21 protein-coding genes are annotated in these 16,088 nt (G+C 70.8%); 6 read left to right on the plus strand and 15 right to left on the minus strand.

The genetic code is table 11. The features are described from left to right. Positions 1 to 13 precede the first annotated feature (13 nt). Complete coding sequence (locus ACLBWJ_RS04840; RefSeq protein WP_269267484.1) at positions 14 to 379, minus strand: hypothetical protein; 366 nt, start codon at positions 377 to 379, stop codon at positions 14 to 16. Between the two features lie 162 nt (positions 380 to 541). Next, positions 542 to 1,366 carry an SDR family NAD(P)-dependent oxidoreductase gene (locus ACLBWJ_RS04845; RefSeq protein WP_447659821.1) on the minus strand — a complete coding sequence of 275 codons (825 nt, stop codon included), beginning with the start codon at positions 1,364 to 1,366 and terminating at the stop codon, positions 542 to 544. Between the two features lie 133 nt (positions 1,367 to 1,499). On the opposite strand from ACLBWJ_RS04845, the gene ACLBWJ_RS04850 reads away from it, so the two are divergent. Further along, complete coding sequence (locus ACLBWJ_RS04850; RefSeq protein ID WP_112613597.1) at positions 1,500 to 1,715, plus strand: hypervirulence associated TUDOR domain-containing protein; 216 nt, start codon at positions 1,500 to 1,502, stop codon at positions 1,713 to 1,715. A 79-nt stretch (positions 1,716 to 1,794) separates the two neighbouring features. On the opposite strand, the gene ACLBWJ_RS04855 is transcribed toward ACLBWJ_RS04850, so the two are convergent. From ACLBWJ_RS04855 to ACLBWJ_RS04915, 13 genes are all read right to left on the minus strand, one after another. Beyond that, positions 1,795 to 2,250 (minus strand): SRPBCC family protein, encoded by a 456-nt coding sequence (locus tag ACLBWJ_RS04855; RefSeq protein ID WP_023951935.1) that lies wholly within the window; start codon positions 2,248 to 2,250, stop codon positions 1,795 to 1,797. A 110-nt stretch (positions 2,251 to 2,360) separates the two neighbouring features. Continuing rightward, on the minus strand, positions 2,361 to 3,446 hold the full coding sequence (locus ACLBWJ_RS04860) for a DNA glycosylase AlkZ-like family protein (RefSeq protein ID WP_447659822.1): 1,086 nt from the start codon (positions 3,444 to 3,446) through the stop codon (positions 2,361 to 2,363). A 35-nt stretch (positions 3,447 to 3,481) separates the two neighbouring features. Then, positions 3,482 to 4,165: an NAD-dependent deacylase gene (locus ACLBWJ_RS04865; RefSeq protein ID WP_282502223.1), complete on the minus strand. Its 684-nt coding sequence runs from the start codon at positions 4,163 to 4,165 to the stop codon at positions 3,482 to 3,484. Between the two features lie 2 nt (positions 4,166 to 4,167). Beyond that, positions 4,168 to 4,899: a sulfurtransferase gene (locus ACLBWJ_RS04870; protein WP_447659823.1), complete on the minus strand. Its 732-nt coding sequence runs from the start codon at positions 4,897 to 4,899 to the stop codon at positions 4,168 to 4,170. Positions 4,900 to 5,026: 127 nt separating this feature from the next. Next, positions 5,027 to 5,875, minus strand: a complete 849-nt coding sequence (locus ACLBWJ_RS04875; protein ID WP_447659824.1) for an aldo/keto reductase — start codon at positions 5,873 to 5,875, stop codon at positions 5,027 to 5,029. 74 nt (positions 5,876 to 5,949) lie between these two features. Beyond that, a complete protein-coding gene (locus ACLBWJ_RS04880) occupies positions 5,950 to 6,447 on the minus strand; it encodes an N-acetyltransferase family protein (protein ID WP_447659825.1) in 498 nt (165 codons plus the stop codon). A gap of 146 nt (positions 6,448 to 6,593) precedes the next feature. Next, the gene (locus ACLBWJ_RS04885; RefSeq protein WP_274177482.1) at positions 6,594 to 7,451 is read right to left on the minus strand and encodes a siderophore-interacting protein; all 858 of its coding nucleotides are present in this window, start codon (positions 7,449 to 7,451) and stop codon (positions 6,594 to 6,596) included. After that, positions 7,448 to 8,281, minus strand: coding sequence for an ABC transporter ATP-binding protein (locus tag ACLBWJ_RS04890; protein ID WP_447659826.1), 834 nt, complete (start codon positions 8,279 to 8,281; stop codon positions 7,448 to 7,450). The genes ACLBWJ_RS04885 and ACLBWJ_RS04890 overlap by 4 nt, the downstream gene beginning before the upstream one ends. Then, on the minus strand, positions 8,274 to 9,314 hold the full coding sequence (locus ACLBWJ_RS04895; protein ID WP_447659827.1) for a FecCD family ABC transporter permease: 1,041 nt from the start codon (positions 9,312 to 9,314) through the stop codon (positions 8,274 to 8,276). Before ACLBWJ_RS04895 ends, ACLBWJ_RS04890 begins: the two co-directional genes overlap by 8 nt. Then, positions 9,311 to 10,312 carry a FecCD family ABC transporter permease gene (locus tag ACLBWJ_RS04900; RefSeq protein ID WP_447659828.1) on the minus strand — a complete coding sequence of 334 codons (1,002 nt, stop codon included), beginning with the start codon at positions 10,310 to 10,312 and terminating at the stop codon, positions 9,311 to 9,313. The genes ACLBWJ_RS04895 and ACLBWJ_RS04900 overlap by 4 nt, the downstream gene beginning before the upstream one ends. Continuing rightward, positions 10,309 to 11,241, minus strand: coding sequence for an ABC transporter substrate-binding protein (locus ACLBWJ_RS04905; protein WP_447659829.1), 933 nt, complete (start codon positions 11,239 to 11,241; stop codon positions 10,309 to 10,311). The genes ACLBWJ_RS04900 and ACLBWJ_RS04905 overlap by 4 nt, the downstream gene beginning before the upstream one ends. A 68-nt stretch (positions 11,242 to 11,309) precedes the next feature. Then, a complete protein-coding gene (locus ACLBWJ_RS04910) occupies positions 11,310 to 11,957 on the minus strand; it encodes an NAD(P)H-binding protein (RefSeq protein WP_274177477.1) in 648 nt (215 codons plus the stop codon). Positions 11,958 to 12,021: 64 nt separating this feature from the next. Further along, on the minus strand, positions 12,022 to 12,531 hold the full coding sequence (locus ACLBWJ_RS04915) for a bifunctional nuclease family protein (RefSeq protein ID WP_023951957.1): 510 nt from the start codon (positions 12,529 to 12,531) through the stop codon (positions 12,022 to 12,024). Between the two features lie 76 nt (positions 12,532 to 12,607). Between ACLBWJ_RS04915 and ACLBWJ_RS04920 the strand changes: the two genes are divergently transcribed. From ACLBWJ_RS04920 to ACLBWJ_RS04940, 5 genes are all read left to right on the plus strand, one after another. Then, positions 12,608 to 13,642, plus strand: a complete 1,035-nt coding sequence (locus ACLBWJ_RS04920; RefSeq protein ID WP_447659830.1) for an LLM class flavin-dependent oxidoreductase — start codon at positions 12,608 to 12,610, stop codon at positions 13,640 to 13,642. An 18-nt stretch (positions 13,643 to 13,660) separates the two neighbouring features. Beyond that, entirely contained in the window at positions 13,661 to 13,972 is a 312-nt protein-coding gene (locus tag ACLBWJ_RS04925; protein ID WP_447659831.1) for a hypothetical protein, read from the plus strand. Between the two features lie 105 nt (positions 13,973 to 14,077). Beyond that, entirely contained in the window at positions 14,078 to 14,614 is a 537-nt protein-coding gene (locus tag ACLBWJ_RS04930) for a GNAT family N-acetyltransferase (RefSeq protein WP_274177474.1), read from the plus strand. A gap of 39 nt (positions 14,615 to 14,653) precedes the next feature. Next, positions 14,654 to 15,451: an alpha/beta fold hydrolase gene (locus tag ACLBWJ_RS04935; protein ID WP_447659832.1), complete on the plus strand. Its 798-nt coding sequence runs from the start codon at positions 14,654 to 14,656 to the stop codon at positions 15,449 to 15,451. 221 nt (positions 15,452 to 15,672) lie between these two features. Continuing rightward, a complete protein-coding gene (locus ACLBWJ_RS04940) occupies positions 15,673 to 15,954 on the plus strand; it encodes a GlsB/YeaQ/YmgE family stress response membrane protein (protein WP_094262115.1) in 282 nt (93 codons plus the stop codon). The last annotated feature ends 134 nt before the right edge of the window (positions 15,955 to 16,088 follow it).

Below are 16,088 nucleotides of genomic sequence, written 5' to 3' on the forward strand. Positions count from 1 at the left end.
GCGACGGCGGGGTCTAGAGCGTCTCGGTGATGTAGATGAGCACGAAGATCGCGAGAGACCCGACGGCGAGGATGCCCATCGCGACGGCCAGCCGCCGATTGCGGACGGGGGCATCGGCCGACGACCGGGCGGCGACGACCATCATCGCCCAGCCGACGACCGCGAAGATGATGCCGACCGCGGGCAACGCCGTCTGCAGCTGGAATGCCAGCACGTAGAGCACGATCGCGACCGCGGCCAGGACGCCCGCGGGCACGAGCCACCGCGAGGCCGATCCGTGCCGGAAGCTGGCCTGATTGGTGAGATCGGTGGGATCGGGCCGGGGGTGGCGGTCCGGCATCTGCTCTGGTCCGTGGGGCTCGTTGCGCTTGTCGACCATGTCGTCCTCCCGTTCGCCCCCACGGTATGCGCTCCCCGCGCCCCCGCCGACCCCCTTGCGCATCACGCGCCGAGCACGCACCGTCCGCGCCAGAACGCACCCTGCACGGTGCGCTTTCGGCGCGACGGTGCGTACTCGCGCAGCACAGCCGGCGCGGGCGGGTTAGCGGGCGAGGGCGACCATCTCGGCACTCCGGTCCCAGAGCTCGCGGGCGAGGTCGGCGTCGGTCGCATTGCGGTGGGAGCGGGTCGGACGGTCGTTCTCGTAGTAGGCGCCGGGCACCCAGTCACGGTTGGGGATGCCGTCGGCGAGGAAGACCAGTCGAGCGCCGCCCTCGTCGGTGGTCGTGAGCAGGCGCCGGGCGAGGGGGTTGTGGTAGACCCATCGGAGCGGGCCGGGAACGTTCGCGGCGAACTGCGTCGCGACGACGCCGGGGTGGAACGCGGCCGCCGAGATGCCCTGTTCGCCGAACCGGGTCTGGAGTTCCCGCGTGAACAGGATGTCGGCGAGCTTGGCGTTGCCGTAGGCGATGCGTCCCGAGTAGTGCTTCGCCGCGTTCAGGTCGGTGACGTCGAACCGTGAGAACAGGCGAGCCGCCACACTCGCCGTCTGGATGACGGATGCCTCGCTCTCGATGAGCCGCTCCAGCAACAGGTTCGTCAGCAGGAAGCCGGCGAGGTGATTGACCTGAAAGGTCTGCTCGTAACCGTCCACGGTGAGAGCGCGCGGGCCGAAGATGCCGCCGGCATTGTTGGCGAGTACGTCGATGCGCGGATAGGCCTCGAGCAGCTCGTCGGAGAGCCGACGCACCTGCGCGAGCTCGGCGTAGTCGGCCAGGTGATAGGGCGCGCCGAGCTCGCTCGCGAGAGTCCGCGTCTTCTCCGGCGAACGCCCGACGAGCACGACCCGGTGCCCTTCTCGCGCGAGGCGCCGCGCCGCGGCCGCCCCGATTCCGTCGCTGGCTCCCGTGATGACGATCGTGCGCATGCCCGCAGTCTCGCAGGCTCCGGCCGGTCGGCGGCAGTGCTGGCGCATCCGACCCCGGTGTGTCAACGGCTTCTCCCCCGGCACCGGCCGGCGGAAGGATCGCGGCAACCGAAGCACAACGGAAGGAGCCGGCATGGCTCAGGAACTGTCGAAGGGCGACCGCGTCAGCTGGGACACCTCCCAGGGGCGGACGCAGGGGAAGATCGTCGAGAAGAAGGAGAAGGACTTCCAGTTCGCGGGTCAGAAGTTCACGGCATCCGCCGACGAGCCCGCCTTCATCGTCGAGTCGGAGAAGAGCGGCGACCAGGCGGCCCACAAGCGTTCGGCGCTGCGCAAGCTCAGCGATTGAGCGGCTGCCACCCAGCAGCGCGACGAGAGGCCCCTCCGCCGAACGGAGGGGCCTCTGGTCGTAGCGGTCAGCGTCGAGGTCAGTTCTCGATGTCGCCGCGCCAGGCTCCGGTCTCGGTGCCGCGCGACTCGATGAACTCCTTGAAGCGCGTGAGGTCCTTCTTCACGGCGTGGTCGTCGATGCCGATGGCCGCGCCGACCGACTCGACGAAGCCCTCGGGCTTCCAGTCCAGCTGAACCGTGACGCGGGTCTCGTTGTCGCTGAGCTTGTGAAAGGTCACGACACCGGCGTGCTCGTCTTTGCCGCCGACGCTGTTCCAGGCGACACGCTCGTCGGGGTGCTGCTCGGTGATCTTCGCGGTGAACTCGCGCTCAGCTCCGCCGATCTTGACCTTCCAGTGGGTCGTGCCGTCGTCGAGCTGGGTGACCGACTCGACGAAGCTGAGGAAGTGCGGGAACGACTCGAACTGCGTCCACTGGTTGTAGGCGACGGAGACGGGAACGTCGACGTCGATGGTCTCGATGATGCGAGCCATGGGCGGCTCCTTTCGTTTCGATTGCGGGGCTGTCACCATGCTTCGCCGTCACCGGCGCCATCGCGACCGACTTGCGACCTCGACGGTCGGCTGGTAGGCCAGGGGCGGAGTCAGTCGAGTCCGCGTACCGGCACCCCGAGCCATTCGGCCAGGTCGCGGATCTCCGCCTCGACCATCTCGCGCTCCTCGCTCTCCCAGGGCACGAGCTCGTGCAGCGCCGCGACGACGAGGTTCTCCTTCGGCTTGTCGAGCGCCGCGTCGAGGAGGCCGATGAACCGGTCGCCGCAGAGGATCGGATGCGCGAAGTAGCCGTAGACGCGCTGCGCCTTCGGCACGAACTGCTCGAGCTTGTAGGTGAAGTCGAACGCCTCGACCAGTCGCGGCCGGTCGAACAGCATTCCGTCGTACGGATTGAGGATCGCCACCCTCCCTCCGGGGTCGTCGTCGATGGCTTCGAGCGCCCGCGGGTCGACCCGCCACTTCCACGTGCTCCCCTCGACGACGGCCGGCTCGCCGGCCATCCCGACTCCCGACCACGACGACTTCTGCCGCGCGAGCCCCGCGCCCTGCAGCCGGCGCTCGTCGAGGATCGCCCCTGCCTCGTCGTAGGTCAGGTCGGCGGGCTCGGGACCGCGAGCCCGCTCGGCGACATCCCAGCGGCGCAGTCGACCGGCGCGCCCCACGACCGCGACCTCGCCGAGCCGCTCGAGCAGGTCGAGCATGCGCGGCACCTGGTTGTCGCTGTACCAGCCGCTGTCGTTGCCGGCGGGCACGGCGGCGGTGTCGGGGATGTCGGCCGCCAGCAGCGGTCCGTCCGTGCGCAGGCGCGCCAGCACGTCGGCCCGGAACGCGCTGTTGGCCTCGAGCCACGCCGCGGTGCTCTCGCGCACAGGACGCATCCGCATCCGCACGCGCATCGCGGGCAGCATGCTCGCGGGGTGGAACGATCCGGAGTACTCGAAGAGGTGTCGGTCGTCTTCGACGGCCTTCGTCAGCTGCCCCGGCTCATATCCCCAGCCGATCCTCGACCACGGGATGGCCTGCTCGCTGGGCGCGATGACGGCCGTCGGGTCGATCTTGATGGCGCCGATCTGCTCGGCCACCTCGACGACGTCGCCGGGACGGTCTGCCTCGAGCAGCTGCGCCCGCACGATGACGCGGCGCGCCTGCTCGCGCGTGAGCCGATGCGGTTCCATGCGATGACGCTACCGCCGACCCCCGACCGCGACGCTCAGAAGCGGGCGACCCACTCGGGAACGGTCGCCGTCGCCGGGCCGAGCAGGACGTCGTCGAACAGGCGAAGGTCCTCGTAGGCCTCGAGGTTCAGCAGAGCGGTGCGGGCCCCGGCTTCCGCCGCCACCGCGACGAGGGATGCCGCGGGCGTGACCGCCCCCGACGTCCCGATCACCCAGAACTGCTCGCACAGCGCCACCGCGTCGAAGATGTCGTCGAGCCCATATACCGCCTCACCGAACCAGACCACGTCGGGGCGGAGCGCTCGGGCTCCGCACACGGGGCAGGGCGGCCCGTCGGCGAGGTCGCCGTGCCACCGCATCCGCTCTCCGCACGCCTCGCAGAGCGCCGACTCGAGCTCGCCGTGGATGTGGCTGACGCGCACCGACCCGGCACGCTCGTGCAGATCGTCGATGTTCTGCGTGACGATGAGCACATCGCCCGGGCGCCGTGCTTCGAGGTCGGCGAGCGCGATATGCGCCGCATTGGGCTCCGCGGCGGCCGCCGCGCGACGACGCTCGTCGTAGAACGCGTGGACGAGAGCCGGGTCGGCCGCATAGCCCTCGGGAGTCGCGACATCCTCGATGCGATGGTCCTCCCAGAGCCCGTCGGCGGCGCGGAACGTACGGATGCCCGACTCGGCGGAGATGCCGGCCCCCGTGAGGACGACGATTCGCGCCACCGTCAGCGCCGCGCCGTCAGGTCGGGGGCGAGAGCCTCGCGCTCGTCGAAGACGAAGCACTCTCCGTTCCAGTGCGCACCGCCCGCGTGCTCGAAGTAGCCGAGGATCCCGCCCTCGAGCTGGTAGGCGTCGACCCCCTCCTCGCGCAGGACGATCGCCGCCTTCTCGCAGCGAATACCTCCCGTGCAGAAGCTGACGACCGTCTTATCGGCGAGCTGGTCGCGATGCGCGGCCGCAGCATCCGGGAACTGGGTGAACCGTTCGATCCGCCAGTCGACGGCGCCCACGAAGGTGCCGTAGTCGACCTCGAACGCGTTGCGGGTGTCGAGCAGCACGATCTCGCGGCCGGTGTCGTCGTGGCCCTGGTCGAGCCAGCGCCGTAGGTCGTCGGGCGACACGCTGGGCGCGCGTTCGGCGGCGGGGCGGATCGCGGGGCGGTCCATGCGGATGATCTCGCGCTTGACCTTCACGAGCATCCGGCCGAACGGCTGTTCGTCGGACCAGCTCTCCTTGGCCGTCAGCGCTGCGAAGCGCTCGTCGGCGCACAGGTCGTCGAGGAAGCCTCGGACATCGCTCTCCGGACCGGCGAGGAACAGGTTGATGCCCTCCTCGGCCAGCAGGATCGTGCCCTTGAGCCCCGCGCCCACGGCACGCTCGCGCAGCACCTCGCGCAGTGCGGCGGGGTCGGCGATGTGCGTGAAGAGATACGCCGAGACGTTGAGAACGGATGCCACGCCTCCAGCCTACGAAACCGGCGGCCGCACGCGGATCGGGCGCAGTTCCCGACGTCCGCCGCAGAAGAATCTGCGCGGGATGCCGAGAACTGCGCCCGAAGCCGAAGCCGGAACGGCCCGAGGGGGGTCAGTTCACCTCGGAGGGGTGGGCGCTCACGCGGCCCGAGCCGTCGCCCGGGTCGAGCGCCGAGATCGCGTCGACCTGCGCCGTGGTGAGCTCGAAGTCGAACAGCGATGCGTTCTCGACCATGCGCTCGCGGCTGACCGTCTTGGGGAAGACGATGAAGCCACGCTGCAGGTGCCAGCGCAGGACGACCTGAGCCGGGCTCTTGCCGTGCGCGGCGGCTGCCTCGGCGACGGGCTCGGCACCGAACAGGTCGTACTTGCCCTGGCCGAGCGGACCCCACGACTCGATGCGCACGCCCTTGTCGGTCGCCCAGTCGACCACATCCTTCTGCTGGTAGGCCGGGTGCAGCTCGATCTGGTTGACGGCGGGGAGCACACCGGTCTCGGCGTGGATCTTCTCGAGGTGCTCGACGAGGTGGTTCGAGACGCCGATCGAGCGGGTGTGGCCCTCGTCGCGCAGCTCGATGAGCTTCTGCCACGCGTTGACGTAGTTGCCGTTGGCGGGGGCCGGCCAGTGCACGAGGTAGAGGTCGACGTGGTCGAGCCCGAGCTTCTCGAGGCTCTCGGACAGTGCCTTGCGAGGCTCATCGCCGCCCTGGCGGTCGTTCCACAGCTTGGTCGTGATGAACAGCTCGTCGCGCGGGATGCCGCTGGCGGCGATGGCGCGGCCGACGCCCTCCTCGTTGCCGTAGATCGCGGCGGTGTCGATGTGGCGGTAGCCCGCCTCGAAAGCCTCGGAGACGAGACGCTCGGTCTCGGCCGGGTCGACCTTGAAGACGCCGTAGCCGAGCTGCGGGATCTCGAAGCCGGAGTTGAGGGACACGTTCGGGACGTGGATCTGATCTGCCATGAGTCCACCCTACGAGCGCGCTCCGACCGCGTCGTCGGGATTGACGCGGAACGTCCCGAAGCGCAAGGCGGGGATCAGCCGGCGAGCGCGTGCAGGGCGTCGCCGGCGAGGCGTTGCGTCGTCCATTCCGTCATGGGCTCGGCTCCGATCGAGCGGTAGAACGCGATCGAGGGGGCGTTCCAGTCGAGGACGGTCCACTCCAGCCGCGAGTATCCGCGTTCGACGCAGACCTCGGCGAGCGACGCGATCAGCGCCTTGCCGTAGCCGGTGCCGCGCTGCGATTCGTCGACGAAGAGGTCTTCGAGCCAGATGCCGTGGCGTCCCGTCCAGGTCGAATAGGTCAGGAACCAGATCGCGATGCCCATGATCGCGCCGTCGCGCTCGACCACGTGGCAGAAGGCGCGGGGCTCTGGTCCGAACAGCGTCTCGGTGAGCATCTCGGCGGTGTTCTCGACGGCATCCGGTTCGCGCTCGTAGACGGCGAGGGCGTGGATGCAGGCCAGGATGCCGGTCTCGTCGCCGGGGCGGGCGGCGCGCAGCACGGCGCCGCCGGTAAGGTCGCGCGGGGTCATCCCGCCAGCGTATCGAGCGTGGCGTCCGCCGCCACGCCGCGCCAACTCCTCACTTTCGGGCGTTGCCCGCACCGGACGGCCCGGGATGCCCGCGATGGCCGCCGAGACGACCTCCGACCATGAGGAGTTAGCGCGAGCGTCGGGAATCACCCGACGAGCGGGCCGCCGTGCCGCCAGTACCCGAGGAACGAGATGCGCTCCTTCGGCATGCCGACCTCGGCGGTCAGGAACCGGCGGATGCCGGTGACGACGCCCGACTCGCCGGCGAGCCACACGCCGTAGCCCGGGTCGGCCGCGGCGGCGGCACCGTGCTCCGCGGCCCAGGACCGCACCGCCGTGGAGAGGGCGTCGTCGCCGGCGCGGTGCTCGACACGCGTCACGAGGGCACGGTCGGCGATCGATCGCGTGACGAGGTCGTCGGCGGGGTCCGCCGCGCCGACGATCACGTGCGGCTGCGCCTCCTCCGGCAGCGAGTCGACGATGTTCCGCAGGGCGGGGAAAGCCGTCTCGTCGCCCACGAGGAGGAAACGGCTCGCCTCGCCCGGCGTCCAATGGATGCCGTATCCCGTCCATCCCATCCGCACGTCGGGTCCCGTGATGACGAGCGGGTCGCCGGGGCGGGCGGCCAGGGCCCATGCCGAGGCGGGGCCGACGGGCTCGTGCAGGAAGAAGTCGACGTCGATCTCGCGTTCGGCGACGCGAATCGCCGACGGCGTATAGGTGCGCAGCACGTTGCGGTCGTCCTCGTCGAGCGCCTTCCACCGGGCGTACCAGTCGGAGGGGTGCGGGGTCGGCTCGTCGAGCAGGCCGAACTCGGCGAGCCCCGGGTGTGGGCGCCCGGGCATCGGCAACACGATCTTGATGCGCTGGTCGAGCCCCCACGGCGCGAAGTTCGCCAGCGCCTCCCCGCGAAGGGTGATGCGGATGAAGCCGGGGCTCAGTCTCGCCACGGCGGCGACCTCGACGACGAAGGCGCTGTACGCCCAGGGACGCTCAAGGCTCACGGTGCTTCCTCCCCCGTCACTGCCCTGGGCCGACGCGCGCGCAGCGGCACGACGAGCGGCCCACCCGTGACCGGATCATCGACGACGATGTTCGCGAGCCCGAAGACCTCCTGCACCCGCTCGCTCGTGATCACCTCCGCCGGGGGTCCCTCCGCGAGGATGCGCCCGTCTCGCATCGCGACGATGCGGCTCGCGTACCGGGCGGCGTGGTTCAGGTCGTGGAGCACCGCGACGATCGTACGGCCCCGCTCGTTCAGCTCGGCGAAGAGCTCCATCAGGTCGACCTGGTGGGCCATATCAAGGAACGTCGTCGGCTCGTCGAGCAGCAGCAGGTCCGTCTGCTGCGCCAGGACCATTGCGACCCAGACGCGCTGCCGCTGGCCGCCCGAGAGGGCCTCGACCGCGCGCGAGGCGAGCTGCGTCGTCCCGGTCGCCGCCAGCGCCTCGTCGACGGCCGCATCATCGGCGGCCGACCACTGCCGGAAGAGGTTCTGGTGCGGATAGCGCCCGCGTCCGACGAGCTCGCGTACGGTGATGCCCTCGGGCGCGATCGCCGATTGCGGCAGCAGACCCAGTCGGCGGGCGACCTCCTTCGCGGGCAGCTCGGTGATCGCGCGCCCGTCGAGCACGATGTTCCCCGCACGCGGCGCGAGCAGGCGCGACAGGCCGCGCAGAAGAGTGGATTTGCCGCAGGCGTTGGGCCCGATGATGACGGTGAACGACCCGGGCTCGATTCGTACCGACAGATCGCGGACGATCTCGGCGCCGTCGTAGGCGAGGGTCACGGACTCGGCGGCGAGCGATGTCGCCGAAGGGAACGGGTCAGGCACGGCGGCGGACCTCCAGCACGATCATGAGGACGAGGTAGGCGCCGCCGAGCGAGACGGTGACGACGCCGACGGGAAGCGGAGCGGGCAGCACGTGCTGCGCGATGAGGTCGGAGGCGATCAGCAGCACGGCGCCGATCAGGGCGGAGAGCCCGAGCGACAGGTGCGGAGTGCGCGCGATGAGGCGCCCCACCTGCGGCGCGGCCAGCGCGACGAAGGCGATGGGACCGCCGACGGTCGTCGCGGCCGCGACCAGCACGACCCCGACCAGCAGCGCGAGCGTGCGAACGAGCTGCGGTCGGGCGCCGGTGGCGGCAGCGAGGTCGTCACCGAGCTCGAGCTGACGCAGCCGCGGTACGAGCGCGAACGACAGGGCGACGAACGGCGCCGCACACGCGAGTGCACCGGCCACCGCCGGAGCCGTGACGCCGTTGAGACTGCCTGCGCCCCAGGCCGAGGCGAACATCGCGGTCTCGAGCTCGATCTGCAGCAGCATCCAGGTGTTGAGCGACGCGAGCATCGCCGAGACGCCGATGCCGACGACGATGAGGCGGAACCCCTGCAACCCGCCGCGCCAGGCGAGCGCCCAGATCGCGACCGCGGTGCCGAGAGCACCGATCAGCGAGCCGCCCACGAGCACCGGCCAGCTCGACGACACCAGAACGAGCGCGGCGAGCATCCCGGTGAACGCTCCGCTCGACAGCCCCAGGATGTCGGGGCTCGCGAGCGGATTGCGGGTGACGGTCTGGAAGAGCGCCCCCGCGATCCCGAGGATCGCCCCCACGCCGAGGGCTCCGAGCGCTCGCGGCAGCCGCCACTCGCGGACGACGGTCTGCACGAGCGCATCATCGCTCGCGCCGGCCAGCGCCGCGATGACATCGCCCGGCGCGACGGGGAACGTACCGGCGCCGAGGGCGACGACCAGCAGGACGCCCGCGACCACGAGAGCAGCCATCCCGACGACGACGCTGCGCAGGCGGACGGGAACGTGCAGTCCACCGACCCGCAGGCGCAGCATCCGCGGCCCGCCGCTCACAGTGCGCTCGCCCGGCGTCGGCGCGCGAGCGCGATGAGGATCGGAGCTCCCACGAACGCCGTGACGATGCCGGCCGGCAGTTCCGCGGGCGCGATGAGCACGCGCCCCACGACGTCCGCGGCGAGCACGACGACCGGGGCGAGCAGGGCGCTGACGGCGAGGATCACCCGGTGATCGGCACCGAACAGCCAGCGTGCGATGTGCGGCACCATGAGCCCGACGAACGAGATCGGCCCCGCCAGTGCCGTCGCCGCCCCGGCCAGGAGGGTCACCGCGACGGTGACGCCGATCCGGATGCCGGCGAGGTTCGCCCCCTGCGCCCGAGCGACGTCATCGCCCAGTGCGACGGCGTTGAGTCCGGCGCCGAGCACGAGCGCCAGGACGAGCCCGAGCGCGATGAAGGGCGCGACCGGCACGATGGTGTCCCAGCCGCGACCCAGGAGCGACCCGGCGTTCCAGCTGCGCATCGCGTCGAAGGCGTCGGGATCGCTGAGCACGATGCCCGTCGTGATGCCCGAAAGCACGGCACCGAGCGCGACACCCGCGAGCGTGAGCCGGATCGGTCCCGCCGCCCCGCGCCCGCCCGAGCCGATCAGGTAGACGGCGACCGTGACGACGAGTGCGCCGACGAACGCGAACCAGACCGCTCCCGAGGTCGTGTGGACGCCGAAGACCGCCATTCCGAGCGCGACCGCGAGAGCGGCGCCGGCGTTGACTCCGAGGATGCCGGGATCAGCGAGCGGATTACGCGTGAAGGCCTGCATCAACGCTCCGGCGACACCGAGGGCAGCACCCGCGATAAGCCCCACGACCGTCCGCGGAACGCGGAGCTCGGCGACGACGAACGTCGCCTCGGGCGAGCCCTCGCCGCGCAGCACCCCGATGACGGTGTCGAGTGACAGCGGATTCGCCCCGACGGCCAGGGATGCCGCGACGACGAGCACCAGGGCCAGGGCGATCGCGGCCCCCGCCGCCGCGCGTCCGGCTCTCGAGCTCACCGCCCGTCGAGGAAGCGCTCGATGTCGCTCAGCACGCTCTGGGCGCCGCGCGGACCGACACCGGCCACCCAGGTGCTCGTGTCGACGAGGGTCACCGACGGGAAGGCATTCGCGTTCTGGGTGATCGCCGCCGGAACCGCCGATGCGTCGGTCGTGTCGGATGCCGTGACGAAGACGGCGTCCGCACGCGCGTCGAGGACGTTCTCGGGAGAGATGTCGGCCTGCAGTCCGTCGGCCCAGTCGTGCGCGGGCGTCGTGTAGCCGACGCACTCGAGCAGGCTGCCCGCGAACGAGACGGGTCCGTACAGGCTGAGGGTCGTCTCGTCGCGGGGGCGGATGACCTGTGCCGTCTTGCCGGCGAGATCGTGGGCTTCGCCGATTTCGGCGCAGCGGTCGTCGACGGCGGCGATCTGCGCCGCGACCTCATCCTCGCGCCCGAGCGCCTCGCCGATCAGCTCCGCGTTGTCACGCCACGGGTCCGCCTGCGTCGCGATGAAGACTGTCGGGGCGATCGCGGACAGCTGGTCGTACAGCTTCGAGTGACGCGCCTCGGTTCCGAGGATGAGATCGGGCTTGAGCGCGGCGATCGCCTCGAGGTCGGGCTCGGGTACCGTGCCGACCGGTTGAACGCCATCGACGCCGAGGTAGGCGGGGATGCCCGCGACGTTACTCGCGACCGCGGCTCCGACCGGCGTGATGCCGACGGAGACCGCGGTGTCGAGTTCGAGGGGCTCGAGGGTCACGACGCGCTGGGGCTGCTCGGGAATCTCGGTGACGCCGCGGGCGTGCTCGACGGAGCGAGCCGCGGCGCTGGCCTCAGGGGCGGCGTCGGCAGCAGAGGGCAGCGCCGCACATCCGGCCACGACGAGGGCCGCGGCGGCCGAGATGGCGACGGCGCTCAGGGCGCGCCGAAGGGGACGAGACAGCATGTGGAGGCCTTCCCTCGGGTCGATCTCGCGGCGAGCGCGATGAGGCAAGGCAACCCTAACAAAAACGGTCAGTCGGCTGTGAGGGCCGCCTCGATCGGGGTGTCGCCGCCCGTGAACTCGATCATGCGTCCGGCCGTCGAGGGCTCGGCGAGGACGGCTGCGATGACCGCCGCGACATCGCCGCGGGGAACGGACTCCTCGCCCGAGCCGCCCACCGTGATCTTGCCGGTCGGCTCGTCGAGCGTCAGGCCGCTCGGCGCGACGATCGTCCAGTCCAGCCCGCTCTCGCGCAGGTGCGCGTCGGCCTCCGCCTTCGCCTCGGCGTAGGCGTAGAAGGAGTCGTCCTCGGGCACGCCGTGATCCGGTCCCGCACCGAAGTAGGACACCATGACGTAGCGGCGCACGCCGGCTGCCGCGGCGGCGTCGATCGAGCGGATGGCCGCGTCGCGGTCGACGGCCCAGGTTCGGGCGGCATCCCCTCCTCCGGCTCCGGCAGCCCAGACGACCGCGTCGTTGCCGCTGAGCAGGTTCGTCAGCTGGTCGACGTCGAAGGACTCGACGTCGGCGACGAGTGGCGTGGCACCGGTCGCGGCGACGTCGGCCTCGTGATCGCGGTTGCGGATGACGGCGGTGACGGTGTCACCGCGCTCGGCGAGGATCGGCTCCAGGCGGAGCGCGACCTTGCCGTGGCCTCCGATGATCAGGATGCGGGACATGGGTGTTCCTTTCGTCGGGGGGTGTGGATCGGATGCGGCTGCGCCGGCTCTTCGGGCCGGCGCGTCAGCCGCGGAAATCGTCGGGATCGATGTCGTCGAGGAACTCGCGGAACTCCGCGACGCGCTGCTCGGCCGCCTCGGGAGTCTCGGCCCCCTCCGGCGCTTCGCTCACGGTGTCGGGGATGCCCGCCTCGGCGAGCACGTCGTCGGCGACGAAGATCGGCGCCCCGGCACGCGAGGCGAGCGCGATCGCGTCTGAGGGGCGGGCATCGACCACCCGCGATCCGGTGAGGGCCGTGACCGTCACCTCGGCGTAGAAGGTGCCGTCGTCGATGCGGGTGACCTCGACACGGTCGACGGTCGCGTCGGTCGCGTCGAGCAGGCGAATCATGAGGTCGTGCGCGAGGGGACGCGGGGGCGAGACCCCTTCGACCGCGACGAGGATCGACGTCGCCTCCTGCGAACCGATCCAGACCGGCAGCACCCGATCCGACAGCGCGTCGACGGGCTTGAGCAGGATGACGTGCTGCTGAGCGGGATCGAGCGCGACCCCGAGAACGCGGACCTGGACCATGACACCTCCCGGGGTCGGTTTCGCCCAGCCTATGCACGGGGGAATGCGAACGGGGCCACGGGCGTTGCGGGTTGACATGCAGCGTTTCGGCACTCTCTCGTTCGGTCACTACGGTCCCCTGGGCGGCGGTCGCGAGCTCACCGCCGGTGATTCGCTGCGTCAGGCCATCGACCTCGCGCAGGGAATGGACGACCTCGGCGCCGTGGGCGCCTACTTCCGCGTGCACCACTTCGCACGGCAGCAGGCGTCGCCGATGCCGCTGCTGGCCGCGATCGCCGCGACGACGAAGAACATCGAGATCGGCACCGGCGTCATCGACATGCGGTACGAGAACCCGCTCTACCTCGCCGAGGAGGCCGCGGCCGTCGACCTGATCTCCGACGGGCGACTCGCGCTCGGCGTGAGCCGCGGGTCACCCGAGACCGTCGTCCGCGGGTACGAGGCGTTCGGGTACACCGGCTCGCAGGATCCCCGCGGCGCCGACATCGCACGCGAGCACTTCGACACCTTCCTCCGCGCCATCGAGGGCGAAGGACTCGCCGAGCGCGACCCGAACAGTCCCTTCGGCGGCGGGAACGGGATGCAGCGGATCGAGCCCCACTCCTCCGGACTCCGCTCCCGCATCTGGTGGGGCGCCGGCACGACCGAGACCGCTGAGTGGGCCGGACGCAAGGGTGTGCACCTGATGTCGTCGACGCTCCTCACCGAGGCGGACGGTACGCCGTTCGACATCCTGCAGGCCCGACAGCTCGATGCGTTCCGCGCCGCGTGGCGCGAAGCCGGGCATCCCGGTGAGCCCCGCACCTCGGTCAGCCGCTCGGTCTTCCCGATCACGACCGCCGAGGACGAGCTGTACTTCGGCGGCAGCAACGACCAGGACGGCATCGGTTACATCGACGGCATGCGCTCGACCTTCGGCAAGACGTACGCCGCGGCGCCCGACGTCCTCGTCGAGCAGCTGCTGCAGGATGCCGCGGTCATGAGCGCCGACACCCTCATGCTGACGGTCCCGTCGCAGCTGGGCGTCGAGTTCAACCTGCGCATCGTCGAGTCGTTCGCGAAGCACGTCGCTCCCGCGCTCGGCTGGAAGTCGGCACCCGCCACCGTCTGACCGCCTAGGCTCGGCGGCGTGACGAGGCTCGACGTCCATCCATCTGCACCGCTCGCGATCGCGTCGGGCGCGGTCGTACTCGCGGGACTCGACGTCGCGTCCGGCCTGATCGCGGTGCGAGATGACGAGGCGTATCTCGCTATCGCGGTGTCCGCTGGCCTTCGTCTCTTCGCGGCGCTGTGCCTCGTCGTCGCGCTGGTTGCGGCGTTCCTGACCCCGAAACGGCGGGGCGTGCAGATCGCCGGGGTTCTCGCGGTGGCGGTGGTTGCGATCGCCGTGGTACTCATCGGCGAACACCTCGCCCGCGAAGCGAGCGCCTTCATCCCCTGACCTGACACAACCCAGCCAGCCGTTAGCGTTGAGCGCGAGCGCCGCTGACCGGCGCACGGCTGCCGCGACCGCGGCACCGCCCGCCCCCGAAGCGAAGGCGCCGCCATGATCATCGAGCTCGTCCGTATCGACCCGACGGGAGCCGACCGCGAGGAACTGATCGCGTTCATGACCGGCGAGGTGTTCCCGTTCCACGTCGGGACCCGGCCGACGCGCGAGCAGGTCGAGGACGGCATCGCCGCGGGACGGTTCCGCGACGACGACAACGACTCGTTCTGGATCGACCATGTCGAGCACGGCCGCATCGGGTTCTTCCGCCTCGAGGAGATCAGCGACGGCGCACCGCTGTTCGATCTCCGGCTGGCGTCGGCGTGGCGGGGCCGCGGCCTCGCGAAAGACGTGCTGGCGACGGCGGCAGACCACGTGTTCACGACGATGCCCGACGTCGACCGCTTCGAGGGGCAGACCCGCGAGGACAATCGCGCGATGCGCCGCGTCTTCGATGCGTGCGGCTGGGTCCAGGAGGCCTACTACCGCGAGGGATGGCCCGTCGAGGGGGCCGAACCGCTGGGATCGGTGGCTTACAGCATCCTCCGCCGCGACTGGGAGACGGGCGAGGTCACTCCCCTGCGCTGGTCTTAGCTCCGGCCGAGTACGCACCATGGCGGCGAGAATGGACGGATGACGCAGCACCGCCGCACCATCATCGACCGTGACGGCGTCTCGCTCACGGTGACCGAGGCGGGAGGGTCGGGTTCCGCGGTCCTGCTGCTGCACGGGTTGGCGGGCAGCTCGCGCGAGCTCATGCCCACGGCGGACGCGCTCACCGACCGGCATCGCGTGCTGCTGCTCGACCAACGCGGTCATGGCTGCAGCACGCGGCGACCCGACGATCTCTCCCGCGACGCCTTCGTTGCGGATGCCGTCGCCGTGATCGAGCGGTTCGCGCCGGACGAGCGGGTGGCGCTGGTCGGACAGTCGATGGGCGCGCACACCGCGTTCCTCACCGCGAGCCGCCATTCCGACCTGGTGAGCCGGCTCGTCATGCTGGAGGGATACCCGGCGGGAAGCGCCGATCCTCAGGATGCCGCCGACCTCGGCGCCTTCTTCGCCTCGTGGCCGACCCCGTTCGCCGACGCTGCCGCCGCGCGGGCCTTCCTGGGCGACTCGCCGCTCGTCGACGCCTGGGTCGCCGACCTCGAGAAGACGCCGTCGGGATTGCGGCCGCGCTTCGACGCGGACGTCATGCAGGCCGTGATCACCGCGGTGCACGAGCCGCGATGGCCCGAGTGGGAGAGCCTCACGGTGCCGACGACCGCCGTCTTCGCCCACCGCGGCATGTTCTCCCCCGAGCAACAGGCCGAGCTTGTCCGCCGACGCCCCGGCACCCGCATCCTGCCTCTCCCCGACGGCACCCACGACGCACATCTCGACGCATTCCCCGCTTGGCTCGCCGTGCTGCGTGAGGCGCTTGCCTGACGTAGCTCGGCCGAGTACGCACCCATGGCGCCGAGAGCGCACCGTCGCGGGTGCGTTCTCGCCGCGACGGTGCGTGCTCGCCGCTCGCACGGGCCCGCAAGGGTACAACCACGGCGGGAGTGGGCGAAAGAGCGAACGTGATCCCGCGGGCGCGGCCATAACCTGTCGTCCGCCCCCGGGTGCCCACCGGCACCTGTTCCAGCGAAGAAAGAAGAAGCACCATGCTCTGGACGATCCTCGGCCTCATCCTCGTCGGACTGATCGCCGGCTTCATCGCACGCGCCGTCATCCCCGGCAAGCAGAACATCGGCATCCTGATGACCATCGTGCTCGGCATCGTCGGCTCGTTCGTCGGCGGATTCCTCGGATTCCTCATCTTCAACCACAGCCCCGAGGGCGGCTTCCTGCAGCCCTCCGGCATCATCGGCTCGATCATCGGCGCCATCATCGTGCTCGGCATCTACGTCGCCGTCACGCGCCGCGGCTCGACCCGCACGCGCTGACACCGCCGCGCACGCGCACCGCGCCAACTCCTCAGATTCGGCGGCCCCCTCCCCTGGCGGGGGCTCGGCACCGCATGGCGGGTCGGATTCTGAGGAGTTGGCGCGTCGTCGTTGGACCGGAATACGAACTCGCC

It is taken from the genome of Microbacterium sp. M4A5_1d (genome assembly GCF_053345465.1).

What these genes read in the sequence shown, in the direction of transcription:
- ACLBWJ_RS04875 (WP_447659824.1), bottom strand. Translation starts at nt 5,875, where the DNA reads ATGGCAGATCAGATCCACGTCCCGAACGTGTCCCTCAACTCCGGCTTC.
- ACLBWJ_RS04840 (WP_269267484.1), bottom strand. Translation starts at nt 379, where the DNA reads ATGGTCGACAAGCGCAACGAGCCCCACGGACCAGAGCAGATGCCGGAC.
- ACLBWJ_RS04905 (WP_447659829.1), bottom strand. Translation starts at nt 11,241, where the DNA reads ATGCTGTCTCGTCCCCTTCGGCGCGCCCTGAGCGCCGTCGCCATCTCG.
- ACLBWJ_RS04930 (WP_274177474.1), top strand. Translation starts at nt 14,078, where the DNA reads ATGATCATCGAGCTCGTCCGTATCGACCCGACGGGAGCCGACCGCGAG.
- ACLBWJ_RS04880 (WP_447659825.1), bottom strand. Translation starts at nt 6,447, where the DNA reads ATGACCCCGCGCGACCTTACCGGCGGCGCCGTGCTGCGCGCCGCCCGC.
- ACLBWJ_RS04920 (WP_447659830.1), top strand. Translation starts at nt 12,608, where the DNA reads ATGCAGCGTTTCGGCACTCTCTCGTTCGGTCACTACGGTCCCCTGGGC.
- ACLBWJ_RS04940 (WP_094262115.1), top strand. Translation starts at nt 15,673, where the DNA reads ATGCTCTGGACGATCCTCGGCCTCATCCTCGTCGGACTGATCGCCGGC.
- ACLBWJ_RS04915 (WP_023951957.1), bottom strand. Translation starts at nt 12,531, where the DNA reads ATGGTCCAGGTCCGCGTTCTCGGGGTCGCGCTCGATCCCGCTCAGCAG.
- ACLBWJ_RS04850 (WP_112613597.1), top strand. Translation starts at nt 1,500, where the DNA reads ATGGCTCAGGAACTGTCGAAGGGCGACCGCGTCAGCTGGGACACCTCC.
- ACLBWJ_RS04935 (WP_447659832.1), top strand. Translation starts at nt 14,654, where the DNA reads ATGACGCAGCACCGCCGCACCATCATCGACCGTGACGGCGTCTCGCTC.
- ACLBWJ_RS04860 (WP_447659822.1), bottom strand. Translation starts at nt 3,446, where the DNA reads ATGGAACCGCATCGGCTCACGCGCGAGCAGGCGCGCCGCGTCATCGTG.
- ACLBWJ_RS04855 (WP_023951935.1), bottom strand. Translation starts at nt 2,250, where the DNA reads ATGGCTCGCATCATCGAGACCATCGACGTCGACGTTCCCGTCTCCGTC.
- ACLBWJ_RS04845 (WP_447659821.1), bottom strand. Translation starts at nt 1,366, where the DNA reads ATGCGCACGATCGTCATCACGGGAGCCAGCGACGGAATCGGGGCGGCC.
- ACLBWJ_RS04910 (WP_274177477.1), bottom strand. Translation starts at nt 11,957, where the DNA reads ATGTCCCGCATCCTGATCATCGGAGGCCACGGCAAGGTCGCGCTCCGC.